This window comes from Alkalibacterium olivapovliticus (assembly GCF_003003275.1).
In the GTDB taxonomy this organism is placed as follows: Bacteria; Bacillota; Bacilli; order Lactobacillales; family Carnobacteriaceae_A; genus Alkalibacterium; species Alkalibacterium olivapovliticum.
Window position 1 is genome coordinate 1 of the sequence record NZ_PVTO01000008.1, and the last position, 12979, is coordinate 12979.

Sequence of the window (12979 nt, forward strand, 5' to 3'; positions counted from 1 at the left end):
TTCAGCGTTCGACTTGCATGTATTAGGCATACCGCCAGCGTTCGTCCTGAGCCAGGATCAAACTCTCATTTTAAGTTTGACTTGCTCATTGTATTGCTTGTGAGTTAACTAGGTTAACTCGTTTGTTGTCTCCGGCCCTAAACGGACCGAAGACCCTTGCACATTTGGTTGTTTCTACTTTGTTCAGTTTTCAAAGATCTATCTCGTTCGGTTGGTGTTGCTGAATGTGTTTTGCGTCATTAGCAACTTAACTATCTTACCATCAGATCAGCTTTGAGTCAACATCTTTTTTAAATTAATTTCGCAATCAATTTAAATCTGTAAGCGTTCCCTTTGCCTCTATGACAACTACTTTAGTATATCTCGTTGCCACCTGAAAGTCAATACTTATTTCAAATAATTTCTGTTTGTAAAACCTGTTACTGTTTTGCAGCAACGAGATTAATATTAACAGGTTATTTGAAAATAGTCAACCTGTATTGCTCATAATATTCAAATTTCCCACTGATATAGATTATAGTCCTGTAATCCTTCTCCGTTATCATAGTCTTTGATGGTTTTTACAAAGGTAAATCCATGCGCATTATAAAATGAATTCAACTGGTTATTTGTTGCAATACAATCCAGTCTGATTCCTTTTTTCTGGTTATGTCTCGCTATTTCTTTTGCCCCTTCGATCAGATTGTATCCTTTTTTCCCTTCTTTTTTTGTTCTATCTACTGCGATTCTATGAAGATAATAGAAATCTTCATGGTTCTCCAGTCCCCAAAGATCAATATCCCACTTAGTCTGTTTATCCCACAATGCAAACGTTCCGATGACTTCATTATGACTATACGCAAGGAATACTTCTTTCTTTTCTATTGCCTGTTGAACATTATGAACATCTTCTCCTTTCAATAACCCTGCCCACTGAGTTGATCCCTTTTTGCTCAGCCAGACTGCAGTTTCATAAAGGATTCCCTTGATAGTTGATAAATCTTCAGCAGTTGCCTCTTTAATTACAATATTTTTCATATTCCTCTCCCCCTATAGATTAATATTCTAACTCATATGCCTTTTTTTTGGAAGAAAAAAAGGAGAGCAGATTTGCCCTCCTTCCTATTATCTAGTTGTCTCTATTTTACAGACGCTTGTTCAATTCATTCGCTAAGTCTTCAAATCCTGGTTTTCCAAGTAACGCAAACATATTTTTCTTGTATGCTTCAACACCTGGCTGATCAAATGGATTAACAGTGTTCATGTATCCTGATGCTGCAACTGCAATTTCAAAGAAATAGAACAAGTAACCTAATGTATGTGCAGACATGTCAGGTATAGTAATCACAAAGTTTGGAACTTCTCCATCTGTGTGAGCTAGTAACGTTCCTTCAAAAGCCTTAGTGTTAACAAAATCAATTTCCTTGCCTTCCAGATAGCCTAATCCGTCAAGATCTTCTGTCTCTGTAGGTATTGTCATAGATTTAGACGGTTTGTCCACTTTAATGACCGTTTCAAATAGATTTCGTCTGCCTTCTTGAATGTACTGACCTAATGAATGCAGATCTGTCGAGAAATTAGCACTCGAAGGATAAATGCCTCGCTGGTCTTTCCCTTCTGATTCCCCAAAGAGCTGTTTCCACCATTCTGATAAATACTGAAGATTTGGTTCATAATTCACTAATAATTCAGTAACTTTTCCTTTTCTGTATAAGATGTTTCTAAAAGCAGCATACTGATAAGCCAGATTATTCTCAAGACTGTCATCCGAGAAATCTGTTCTTGCCTGATTTGCCCCTTCCATAAGTGCATTAATGTCTCCACCACCTACAGCTATAGGCAGCAGTCCAACAGCTGTCAGTACTGAGAAACGTCCTCCGACATCGTCAGGGATAATAAAGGACTCATACCCTTCTGTATCAGCTAACGATTTCAAAGCTCCTTTTTCTTTATCTGTAGTGGCATATATTCTAGTTTTAGCTTCTTCTTCTCCATACTTATCAATCAGGAGCTTTTTAAATACTCTAAATGCTAGTGCCGGTTCAGTTGTTGTTCCGGATTTAGAGATGACATTAACAGAAAAATCCTTATCCCCAATTACTTCAATTAAATCACTTAAGTAAGTAGAGCTGATATTGTTACCCGCAAAAAAGATTTGTGGTGTTTTACGCTGTTCACTGCTTAACTCGTTGTAAAAAGAATGGTTTAAAAAGTCCAGTGCTGCTTTAGCTCCAAGGTATGAGCCGCCAATTCCAATAACCACTAAGATTTGTGAATCAGATTTGATTTTTTCAGCTGCTTTTTCTATACGAGAAAATTCGTCTTTATCATATTTTTCAGGCAAATCGACCCATCCTAAAAATTCATTCCCAGGACCTGTCTGTTCTTTAATTAAAGAATCTGCTGAAGTTACCTGAGCCTGCATGTTTTTCAGTTCATCTTCATTAATGAACTGTCCTACTACTTTAGAGTAATCAAACTTGATTTTTGTCATATAAATCATTCCTCCATAATAATACTATTTTAATTATATAAGTAAAAACTGGGGTACTCCAGAAATTTTCCATTGCTCAAGTGTGGCGATCACATTATCAGAGTGCTCCCAGGATAAGTCATATGACTCTGCAAGTAACTGATCAGGATCTACCAGATTAATGTCTTCATAAATAAAAACAAACAGTGGTATACGATTATCATCAACTATTGCATTGGTTAATTCGTTTAATTCCAACTTTTCAATATCCAGATTACACACTTCTTTTAGTCGATTGATTACACTTGCCAGCCCGGTTTGTTTAGGTTTAACTGTTGTCGCTAAAAAAGCAAATCCTTCTTCTTCTTTCCTGACAAGAAAGACATAGCGTCCGTCCTTACCTTTAACCAGAATAGTACATGCAACATAATGATTTTCTTTCATCAAATTCATTAACACCTTTCTAAGCATAGGGTCATTGTTTTTGTCTCACTTACTGCTTTTACGTGTATCAATTTCTTTTAATGCCAGTTCAACCCAGCCAGGTAATTTGTCTTCAATCGATTTAAATCCGATACCAGTCTTATTACCGTAACGCGAAATGTTTCTTCTATTAGAAAACGGGTGGAATTTTGGTTTGTGCAGACTCCTCAACGATAAACTGATTTTATGAGAGTATTCATCAATATCCATAATGATGACGTCTACTACATCACCCTTATTAACTACCTCGGAGATGCTCTTGATGTAACCATGTTTTAATTCAGAAATGTGAATCAGCCCCTGAGTCTCTTCATCTATCGAGACAAAGACGCCATATGGCTGAATTCCTATGACTTCTCCTCTAACTTTTTGGCCAATTTTGTACACCATGAATTCCCCTCTCCGTCTTCATGGATTTTTCAAATCATCTTAAATAGTATAGCATGAAAACACTCATTTGTGAAATTAAGGTTAGACTATCCTTCTCTTGATTTTGATCACTAATTGCTTAATACTATAAGGGAGATAATCATCAGAGGAGTGAGGTCATGACATTTGAAAAAATCATTAACCGTAAACAGACGGGGAGCGTTAAATGGGATATGCTGGATTCATTATTCGGAGATGACACGATACTACCTATGTGGATCGCTGATATGGACTTTGATAACCCCTTACCAGTGAAAAATGCTTTGAAGAAGATGATCGATAATGAAGTTCTAGGCTATACTTTCCCAAAATCCAGTCTTTACTCTGCTATTATCCACTGGCAGGCGGAGCATCATGGAATGAGGCTGACTGAAGAACAGATACTTTTTTCACCTGGTGTTCTTTCTTCGGTAGCCGTAACTATTCAAGCACTCACTGAACCTGGAGACGGCATTGTGATTCACGATCCGGTCTACACTCCTTTCGCGATGCTGGCGGAAAGAAATCATCGTCAAGTCTACCGTTCCGCACTTACTATAGAAGAAGGACAGTACAGAATGTGCTTTACAGATATCGAGTCTATTCTAAAAAAGCCAGACGTTAAGCTTTTTATTTTGAGCAATCCTCATAATCCCGGTGGAAGGGTGTGGACTCGAGAAGAATTAATCACCTTAACGGATTTATGTATAAAGAACGAGGTTGTCTTAGTAAGTGACGAAATCCATAGCGATCTGGTTTACGAAGGATACGATTGTCTGTCTCCTGTAACCCTTGATGACCATTACAAAAAATGGGTGGTTACACTTCATTCAGCAACAAAAACGTTTAATTTAGCAGGTGTCAAACTGTCATTTATACTCGTTTACGATCCATCGCTAGCCAAAAAGCTAAAAATGAGTCTAGAAGAGACTGAACTAGATGCAGTCAACAGCTTCGGTATGTGTGCGACAGAAGCGGCATTCCTTGAAGCAGCTGATTGGCGAGAAGAGTTACTTCATTATCTTTCTCATAACAGACAAACTATAATTGATTTTTTTGATCTTCATTTGCCAAATGTGAGTTATATGAAACCTGAAGCTACTTACTTATTCTGGTTTGATGCTTCTCTATTAAATGTTGATGCAACGGAGCTCAAAAGCCATTTTGCTGAAGTAGGGAAAATAGCATTAAATGATGGAATCAGTTATGGTCCAAACGGGCGGGCATATATGCGAATGAATTTCGCCGTCCCTCAGTCAGTATTGATGGATGGCCTGCACCGTATAAAAAAAGTATTCGACTCAAAATAAAAAAGCGATCCTCATTCACTGCTGCACGTTCTGATTAAAACCTTTAATCAAGACTGCATCTCGCGAATGGGGATCACTTATTTTATAGCGCTCTTTGAGCAAGCATTAAACACCCAGTAATGCCGGCATCATCTTTCAATGCGGGCGGCACAATATAATCGTTTAGATCCGGTGTTTGAACATATCCATTAAGCAATTTATCAAACTCGGTTCTGATCAGAGGGAAAAGTTGAGTCTGTTTCATAACTCCGCCTCCGAGAATGATTTTTTCAGGACTTATAGTCAAGGTATAGCTCATTAGCGCCTGGGCTAAATAGTAGGCTTCAATTTCCCATACCTCTTTATTATCTGTCATATCCTGAGCTTTCTTATCGTAGCGCTTTTCGATTGCCGGTCCTGCTGCCAGTCCTTCAAGACAATCGCTGTGGTATGGACAATTTCCATCAAAGCTGTCATTTGCATGTTTTCTAACTAGAATATGCCCCATTTCTGGATGGCCATATCCTTCAAGCGGTTCACCGTTTATAACAGCTCCTCCACCTACTCCAGTTCCAACAGTCAAGTACAAACAGGAGGTCTTTCCTTTAGCTGCACCATATGATAATTCTCCCAGCGCAGCTGCGTTGACATCCGTAGTCCATCCCATAGGTACTGGATACCTGTCTTTCATCAGTCCGATAAAATCAGTATTCTCCCAGGCAGTCTTTGGCGTTGATGTAATATAGCCGTAAGTATCTGACGATGTGTTAACATCGATCGGACCAAAAGAGCCTATGCCAATAGCGCTTACCTGATAGTTATCAAAAAAATCAAATACCTTTTTAAATGTTTCTACCGGAGTTGTAGTGGGTATGGATACTCGTTCTATAATATTGAAGTCATCATCACTGACTGCCAATACGAACTTTGTCCCGCCCGCTTCAATCGCACCTAACATAACCAGCCTCCTTAATTTAAATTAGTTCAGTTTAGTCGATGATCGTAATCGTTTCAATGACGACATCTTTGTTAGGCTTGTCCATTGCGTTTTTCTCAACATTCTCGATTGCTTTAGAAACTTCATGACCTTCAATTACATGGCCGAATACGGTATGTTTCTGATCTAACCAAGGTGTTCCACCATTCTGCTTATAAGCTTCGATGATTTCTTCCGGGAATCCGGCATCTTCAAGCTGAGAAACCATCTGTTCTGGAATATCACTCATCGTTACAATGAAGAATTGACTACCGTTTGTATTCGGTCCGGAATTGGCCATAGATAAAGCCCCATTCAAGTTGAATAATTTTGAACTGAATTCATCTTCAAATGATCCTCCAAACAAACTGTCTCCACCCATACCACTTCCGGTCGGATCTCCCCCTTGTATCATGAAATTAGAAATGACTCTATGGAAGATAATGCCGTCATAATATCCTTTTCTTGCAAGTCCAACAAAATTTTCTACAGTTTTTGGTGCTTCTTCCGGGAATAACTGAATTGTTATTTCTCCCATACTGGTACTCATGACAGCTTTTGGTCCTTTAGCCTGGTCTAAATTTAACTGTGGTAAATCGCTCATTAAATTTCCTCCTATATAATAATCTCTATTTAGTGTACCTTAGTTTTTGTTAATTTCCAATATTTTTAATTGTAACACTTTTTTATCTTCTTATCTGTTTATTCATGTTATTATTAAAGAGGTTTTCACTTTAGGAAAAGGAAGATTCAATTATGGTATTATTTGATAATTACCCGTTAGTAGCTGCATTTTCAGCCATCATTATTTCACAATTAATCAAAGTCCCTGTTGCCTTTCTATTAAAACGTCCCTCTTCTGTGGCTTTAGCTACTTCTACTGGAGGTATGCCGAGTTCTCATTCTGCAGGCGTTACAGCTCTTATCACCAGTATGATAGCAGAGTATGGTATCCAGTCACCTTATGTGGCCATCGCGTCTACTTTTGGAGTGATCGTTATGTTCGATTCAATGGGTGTCAGACGACAAAGTGGGGAACATGGCATTTTGATCAATGAATTACTGGCTGATTTTGAGAATTTACGTAAAACATTTACACAGTACAAATATGAAGACATCGAAGCATTAGATGAAGAAGAAAGACAATCTAGAGGTCATCTAGGTCATAAACCAATCGAAGTCTTTTTTGGTATCTTATCAGGAATAGTGATCGCTTTGATTATTGGTGTCTTTTATTAAGTACAGGTTACATTTATGGAGGGTTTGTTTTGACAGTTTCAGTAGAATTATATGATATAACAATCATAGGCGGTGGCCCAGTAGGCATGTTTGCTGCCTTCTATGCTGGGATGAGAAATGCGAAAACCAAAATCATAGAGTCCCTGCCTGTATTAGGCGGACAAGTATCCCTGCTTTATCCTGAAAAAACAATCTATGATGTTGGCGGTTATGCGGGAGTCACTGGCAAAGAGCTGGTTCATCAGCTGACTGCTCAGATGCAGCATTTCGATCAGACGATTTGTCTGGATCAGGAAGTCAAATCAATCGAAAAGCTGGATCATCATTTATTTAAAATCGAGACCACTAAGGAAACGCACTACAGCAAGACAGTTATTTTGACTACTGGCCAGGGTTCTTTTCAGCCTAGAAAACTTACACTCCCTTTAGCTGACCGGTTCGAACAGACTAATCTTCACTACATTGTCAAAGATCTTGAACAATATAAAGATAAAACAGTCGTAATCTGTGGTGGTGGAGATACTGCAGTGGATTGGGCACTGACTCTTGAAGGGATCGCCAGAAAAGTCTTCCTTGTTCATCGCCGTGAACACTTCAGAGCACATGAAGGTTCAGTCGAAATGATGAAAGCCTCCAATATAGATATTTTGACACCCATGATTCCTTATAAACTGATTGGGGACAGCGACTACTTAAAGGCAGTAGAATTCAAAGAAACGAGAGGCGATAAATTAACGACTGTCGATCTGGACTTTTTCATAATCAATTATGGGTTTGTCTCCTCCATTGGCCCGATCAAAGACTGGGACATCAATCTGGACCAGACAGATATCATCGTTAACTCTAAGATGGAGACCTCTATTGAAGGTATATATGCTGCTGGAGACAGCAATACGTTTGACGGTAAAATAAAGCTGATTGCCACAGGATTCGGTGAAGCACCAACGGCTGTCAATCATGCGATTCATTCCATCTATCCTAAAGAACATGCTCAACCTATTCAAAGTACAAAATTGTCATTTGAAGATTGAACAAAACGACGAGGAGGAATACAAATGGTACAATCAGGTTCAAAACTGCATAAAGTTGCTCTGGAATTATTAGAAAAACGAGGGGTTACATTAGACGAAATTGCTGAATTAGTATACGATCTACAGCAGCCCTACCTACCCGGCATCACCATGGACGTGTGTTTAGACAATGTGAAGGCAGTTCTTAGAAAAAGAGAAGTTCAGAATGCTGTTTTAACAGGAGTTGAACTGGACGTCTTATGTGAAGAAGGCAAACTGTCCAGCCCGCTTCAGGAAATAATTAAAGAAGATGAAGGGTTATACGGTATCGATGAGATTTTAGCCCTTTCTATTGTTAACGTCTATGGATCGATTGGATTTACGAATTACGGCTTCCTGGATAAAACAAAACCAAAAGTAATCGCGAGACTGGACGATCACAAAAATACAAATGAAACACATACGTTCCTGGATGACATTGTTGGCGCAATTGCTGCAGCTGCTGCAAGCAGAGTTGCTCACGATAATCCTGAAATATCAGACGTCATGAAATAAAAAAAGCTGAATGATTCTCTACACTGACCACTCCTCTATAGGAGACAGTTCTGAAGAGAATCATTCAGTTTTTTTATTTAAAGGCATTTTTTTTGCTATACCTGTATCCAAAAATAAATGAGGCTTCGATCAGTATAAAGAACAGAATAAAACAGTACATAAAGAATTCTTGTGGAAGTGCTAATATGATGGGATCAGTTGCCGGGTTAAACAGCCACGCATCATTATTGAAGAACAGTTCATGAAAAATAACGAACATGCGGTCAAAATTAATTGCGAGTAGCATCAGCAGTATTGGCGGCACAAGACTGGCAGCGAAGAATGGTTTCTGCAATGTCCAGAACAGACGATTTTGTTTGACATATCTAATGTAAACATAGCTGGCTAAAGCTGATATCACCAGAACTCCATAATTAATGTAAAATAAGATTTTAACTTCCCAGAAATGGAATAACCCACTTTCCGAGCTTGGAAAATCCGGCAGGTTTAATTCCTGAATCCAAGGAAAATGAAGATATCTTAACAGGACATAATAATTATCGATCAAGGTGTCGTATGACATATTCAATCTCTCAGGTATATCGTGATACCAGGCTGAAAAGTGATAGAGCGGTGTAAACAGGATCACGATTGCTATACTGGCAGTAATAATCAAAAGCAGTAGACTAATGAACCCGGCAATTTTTTTTAAGAGAATCATCTTAAACTCTCCAATCCGCCAAAGTGTCCACTATATATGTCGGCTGACTGGTGACGTTTTTCAAGTCTTCTTTCGATGTGAAACCGGTCAGGACAAGCAGTGTATCGATTCCATTATCTATTCCTGCTAGAATATCGGTTTCGTAATTGTCCCCTACCATGAGCACTTCCGTTCGGTCCAGCCCCAGTTTATTTAATGCCGATTCCATGATGAAGCTTTCGGGTTTCCCTATAAAAGTTGGTTGAACACGTGTCGATTTTTCAATCAGTGCAACGATCGATCCCGCTCCGGGGACCAGCCCTTTTTCGTTGGGTAAATTCGTATCTTTATTTGTAGCAATAAAGGAAGCCCCCTCTTGAATAGCTAAACTTGCCCGCTCACATTTGGCGTAAGTCAATTCAGTATCCAGTCCCACTACCACATGATCAATATCTTCTTCCACTATAGTACATCCGGCCGCTTCAAGAGCTTCTATCAGTCCTTTTTCACCAATAACGAAGACACGATCTCCTTCGAGCTGTCTGACATATTCAGCAGTTGCCAGCGAACTCGTATACACGTCACTGGCTTCAGCCGGTATATTAAACTGTGCTTTTAACTTGACTGCTACTTCATCCGGACTGCTGGTCGAGTTGTTTGTCAGAAAAAGATAAGGCACCTGGTTTTTTTTGAGGTAGTCAATAAAATGGGGAGCTTCTTTAATGGGCTCTTTGCCTTTGTACATTGTTCCGTCCAAGTCTATCAGATACCCTTTATACTTCAATGCGTTCATGCGGATTCTCCTTTAGCTTCTACTTTTTCTTGCGAATTTCAAACCGGGTATTGCCTTTATCATTTTTAACTTCTTTCACTTTTTCAGTCTCATTTTTTACTGACTGTGTGTCCGATCGGTTTTTCTTGGTAAATGCTTTTTTCTCATTGCTTTGAGCCGGCTTGTCTGCTGGTTTTGGCTTTGATTTCGGTTTTGATTTCGGTTTTGGTTTGACTGACGTCTTTCCTGAAGATTTTGATGCAGGTTTAGCTGTCTGCTTATAGTTCTTCTTGACCGGTTTTTTTCGTGACTTGTCAGATCTTCCTTTTTGAGACTTTCTTGAAGCGTCCTCATAGTCCAGTTCAGTGTTAGGATATGACCGGTTTTTCTTTTTAGTTTCCAGACTTTCCAGTACGAAATAAGCACACCCAAAACTGCAGTATTCAAGAAGGTAGTCTTCCAGATGTGATATCTTCATGTCAATAGGCGCTTTTTTGTTGCTATCATAATAAAAGCCTCTCAGTCTTAATTTTCCATAAGACATATCGCCTACTATGAAATCATACTTCTCAAGTAAGTCACTGTATCTCTCTTCCAGTAGTTCTAAATCAAGCGCATCTCTGTAATTTGTTTTGATTGCATACTTGTCTTTGTTTAGTTCAAGAGTCTCAGAATCTATTTTTTTCACTATTTTATTCTCATTTTCGACCAGTGTTTCAATTTCTTCGATTGCTTCTGATGCAGGATTTGTTTCGTTCTCTTTACTGTTATTGACCAATTTGAGTTTCCTTTCCTTTATGAGCTGGGGTATTGGTTTTTGACATAGTTACCAACGATCGTTCTAAGAAAATCCGAGCTGATGATCTTCACTTTTGATGCCTTTTGTAAAACTGGAAAGTAAGGAACATACATCAGATAATCAACAGTAATGATTCGATACAGCCTATCCATGATGATTTTATTATTATCGATTCTAACTTCTTCATCGTTAACATCTATTCCCTGATAACGGATCTCTCCAAAAACTTCTCCTCTAAATCCGTATCCTTTTACAGGGAGTGTTTTTAGATAGTCTTGTTGTCTCTCCATCTCTTTAAGCATATTCATTAAGTGTTTTCCGGTTAATGCCACTTCTATCAGACGCATAGGATGAGGCAATGCTTCGTGTATCTGTTTCCGGTTGGCAATCCCTTCCGGAATAGATTTTAAAAACAAACCGGCATTGACAATCGCTCCATCTCCATTAGAACTGGCTCTCATGGCATCAAGCGTCAGTGAAATCAGATTGGGCTCTTTTGTCCATTGTTTTTCCAGCGGATTAGATAGAACACCCAGCTTTTCGCTCTCGAGCATAGTGTTTCCCAGAGTCATTAAGTCCTCAATCTGGGATCGTTCGTTTTCTATTTCCTTCAAATGGGTTCTGGCATCAATGACTTGAGCTGTCAGATGCCCTGAGTAGGAATGATCCAATTCTATAGTGACTATTCCCACATGGGTCCCGAATTTACCAGCCCCAGCGATAAGGGTATTATTGACTTTTTCACCTTCTGGAAGCAAGTGGTGGGTGTGTCCTCCAAGGATGACTAGAATTTCGGGGAACAAAGACGCTATTTCCCTATCTGTTCCCAGACCAAGATGACTCAATAATATAAAGCCGTCCACTTCATCCTTATATTCCTGAACCACATTAGCTATTGTTTCAATCGGGTCTTTCACTTCCCAGCCCAGAGAATCGTAACTCAGCGGCAAGGGGATAGTACATCCGATGAGGGCCAGTTTATGGTTTTTGACTGTCTCCAATAACACTACTTCTTCAGCCCAGTCAGGTCTCGCCTTCGTCTCTTTGTCAATGAGATTTGACACAACGACTTTGTAAACTGAATCTGCAAACAAATTATTCAGTTGTTGTTTCGTATTCCCTATACCTTCATTGTTTCCAATCGTAATCGCATCGTATTCACCTTCATGAAGTAAAGAGGCTATAGCTTTACCTTCCGTTGCTTCAGTTAAAGAGTGCATACGGTCCGTAGCATCCCCACTGTCAAAAACAAAGACGGTTTCGTTTTCTGATTTCTTTCTCTTTTTTTCATCAGATAAATACTTGGCTATTCTAGGCCAGTACGTCAAGTGAGAATGCATATCGTTTGTGTGATAAATTGTTATTTTTTCCATTATTTCTCCTCCACCCTAATATTATCACACACGAATTCATTCTTCTATTTATCAGTTAGTGTTTTGATTCAGAGGAACTGCTGCCTCTTTTGAACGCTTTAAGCTCCAGTTAATATCTTTAGTGTTTTTATCAAACTGAAGTGCTCTATAGTAGGCATCGTGGTAAAACAGAAACACCCAGTTCTGATCTATCCCTCTGTTAATCCACTGTTCTTTAGTCTCTATCGATTGTAATGGATAATCATCGAAGGCAGTGACCCAGAGGGGATTCAAATGAGCGTGTGTTGGAAAAATATCTGACAAATGGACCGCAACCTTATCCCCATCCTCTATTTTGACTAGACAGAGACCCGGGCTGTGTCCGCCAGCATGAAATAGTTCGATGCCTGGCGATACTTCATAATAATCATCAAACAGAACGATCTGGGATTCGATTGCTCTCCAGTTTTCTTCCCAGTAAGTCCCTTTTGTCCGCTTGATTGGATGACGGATCGCATCCCATTCTCTATTTTCCACAATAATTTGAGCATTGGGATATAGCGACGTCAATTCGTCATTTTTTTCCGTAACTAGACCGGTCACGTGATCAAAATGGAGGTGAGTCATCAGTACATAATCGATGTCTTCAGGTTTAATTGACAATAATCGTAAATCCTTCTCGATAGAGGACTCTTCTGATGCACCAAATATCATTTTTTGTTTCTCACTTAGCCTGCCTCTTCCTATCCCTGCATCTATCAGATAATAAAGACCTGACTGTTCTACCAGCATGGGTTCAGTAACTAATTCTATCTGATTTTTCTCATTACAGGGGTATTTCTTGGTCCATAACGGTTTGGGTACAGGTCCAAACATAGCTCCTCCGTCCATTTTAGTCAATCCGCCATTCAACCACGTTATTTTAGTTTTTCCTAAAGTTAAAGAATCCATATTACCTTCATCCC

General features: G+C 39.1%; 15 protein-coding genes and 1 rRNA gene. 4 read left to right on the top strand and 12 right to left on the bottom strand.

All coding sequences use genetic code 11. The features are described 5' to 3' along the window. The 5 genes from CLV38_RS05190 to CLV38_RS05210 all read right to left on the bottom strand — a co-directional run. Positions 1-73 (bottom strand): 16S ribosomal RNA (locus CLV38_RS05190); the annotation flags it as partial. Between the two features lie 419 nt (positions 74-492). Next, entirely contained in the window at positions 493-1017 is a 525-nt protein-coding gene (locus CLV38_RS05195; protein WP_106192445.1) for a GNAT family N-acetyltransferase, read from the bottom strand. Positions 1018-1123: 106 nt separating this feature from the next. Beyond that, entirely contained in the window at positions 1124-2473 is a 1350-nt protein-coding gene (locus CLV38_RS05200) for a glucose-6-phosphate isomerase (RefSeq protein ID WP_106192448.1), read from the bottom strand. Positions 2474-2506: 33 nt separating this feature from the next. Continuing rightward, a complete protein-coding gene (locus tag CLV38_RS05205) occupies positions 2507-2905 on the bottom strand; it encodes a hypothetical protein (RefSeq protein ID WP_245920547.1) in 399 nt (132 codons plus the stop codon). 36 nt (positions 2906-2941) lie between these two features. Further along, a complete protein-coding gene (locus tag CLV38_RS05210) occupies positions 2942-3325 on the bottom strand; it encodes a CvfD/Ygs/GSP13 family RNA-binding post-transcriptional regulator (RefSeq protein WP_106192450.1) in 384 nt (127 codons plus the stop codon). A gap of 158 nt (positions 3326-3483) precedes the next feature. Here CLV38_RS05210 and CLV38_RS05215 point away from each other — a divergent pair, with 158 nt between their 5' ends. Further along, entirely contained in the window at positions 3484-4653 is a 1170-nt protein-coding gene (locus CLV38_RS05215; RefSeq protein WP_106192452.1) for a MalY/PatB family protein, read from the top strand. A gap of 82 nt (positions 4654-4735) precedes the next feature. On the opposite strand, the gene CLV38_RS05220 is transcribed toward CLV38_RS05215, so the two are convergent. Then, positions 4736-5590 (bottom strand): ROK family protein, encoded by an 855-nt coding sequence (locus CLV38_RS05220; protein WP_106192455.1) that lies wholly within the window; start codon positions 5588-5590, stop codon positions 4736-4738. A gap of 31 nt (positions 5591-5621) precedes the next feature. After that, complete coding sequence (locus CLV38_RS05225; RefSeq protein ID WP_106192457.1) at positions 5622-6212, bottom strand: peptidylprolyl isomerase; 591 nt, start codon at positions 6210-6212, stop codon at positions 5622-5624. A 152-nt stretch (positions 6213-6364) separates the two neighbouring features. On the opposite strand from CLV38_RS05225, the gene CLV38_RS05230 reads away from it, so the two are divergent. From CLV38_RS05230 to CLV38_RS05240, 3 genes are read left to right on the top strand one after another with little or no spacing between them, the layout of a single operon-like run. Further along, complete coding sequence (locus tag CLV38_RS05230) at positions 6365-6847, top strand: divergent PAP2 family protein (protein ID WP_106192459.1); 483 nt, start codon at positions 6365-6367, stop codon at positions 6845-6847. 29 nt (positions 6848-6876) lie between these two features. Further along, entirely contained in the window at positions 6877-7878 is a 1002-nt protein-coding gene (locus tag CLV38_RS05235) for an NAD(P)/FAD-dependent oxidoreductase (protein ID WP_106192461.1), read from the top strand. Positions 7879-7902: 24 nt separating this feature from the next. Beyond that, positions 7903-8412, top strand: a complete 510-nt coding sequence (locus CLV38_RS05240) for a phosphatidylglycerophosphatase A family protein (protein WP_106192463.1) — start codon at positions 7903-7905, stop codon at positions 8410-8412. Positions 8413-8485: 73 nt separating this feature from the next. Here CLV38_RS05240 and CLV38_RS05245 read toward each other — a convergent pair whose 3' ends face one another. From CLV38_RS05245 to CLV38_RS05265, 5 genes are read right to left on the bottom strand one after another with little or no spacing between them, the layout of a single operon-like run. Further along, positions 8486-9112, bottom strand: coding sequence for a TIGR01906 family membrane protein (locus CLV38_RS05245; protein WP_106192465.1), 627 nt, complete (start codon positions 9110-9112; stop codon positions 8486-8488). Position 9113: 1 nt separating this feature from the next. Continuing rightward, positions 9114-9875: a TIGR01457 family HAD-type hydrolase gene (locus CLV38_RS05250; protein WP_106192676.1), complete on the bottom strand. Its 762-nt coding sequence runs from the start codon at positions 9873-9875 to the stop codon at positions 9114-9116. 28 nt (positions 9876-9903) lie between these two features. Beyond that, the gene (locus CLV38_RS13715) at positions 9904-10641 is read right to left on the bottom strand and encodes a YutD family protein (RefSeq protein ID WP_106192467.1); all 738 of its coding nucleotides are present in this window, start codon (positions 10639-10641) and stop codon (positions 9904-9906) included. Between the two features lie 17 nt (positions 10642-10658). Further along, positions 10659-12035: a bifunctional metallophosphatase/5'-nucleotidase gene (locus CLV38_RS05260; protein ID WP_106192469.1), complete on the bottom strand. Its 1377-nt coding sequence runs from the start codon at positions 12033-12035 to the stop codon at positions 10659-10661. Positions 12036-12086: 51 nt separating this feature from the next. Beyond that, complete coding sequence (locus CLV38_RS05265) at positions 12087-12965, bottom strand: MBL fold metallo-hydrolase (RefSeq protein WP_106192472.1); 879 nt, start codon at positions 12963-12965, stop codon at positions 12087-12089. Between the last annotated feature and the right edge of the window lie 14 nt (positions 12966-12979).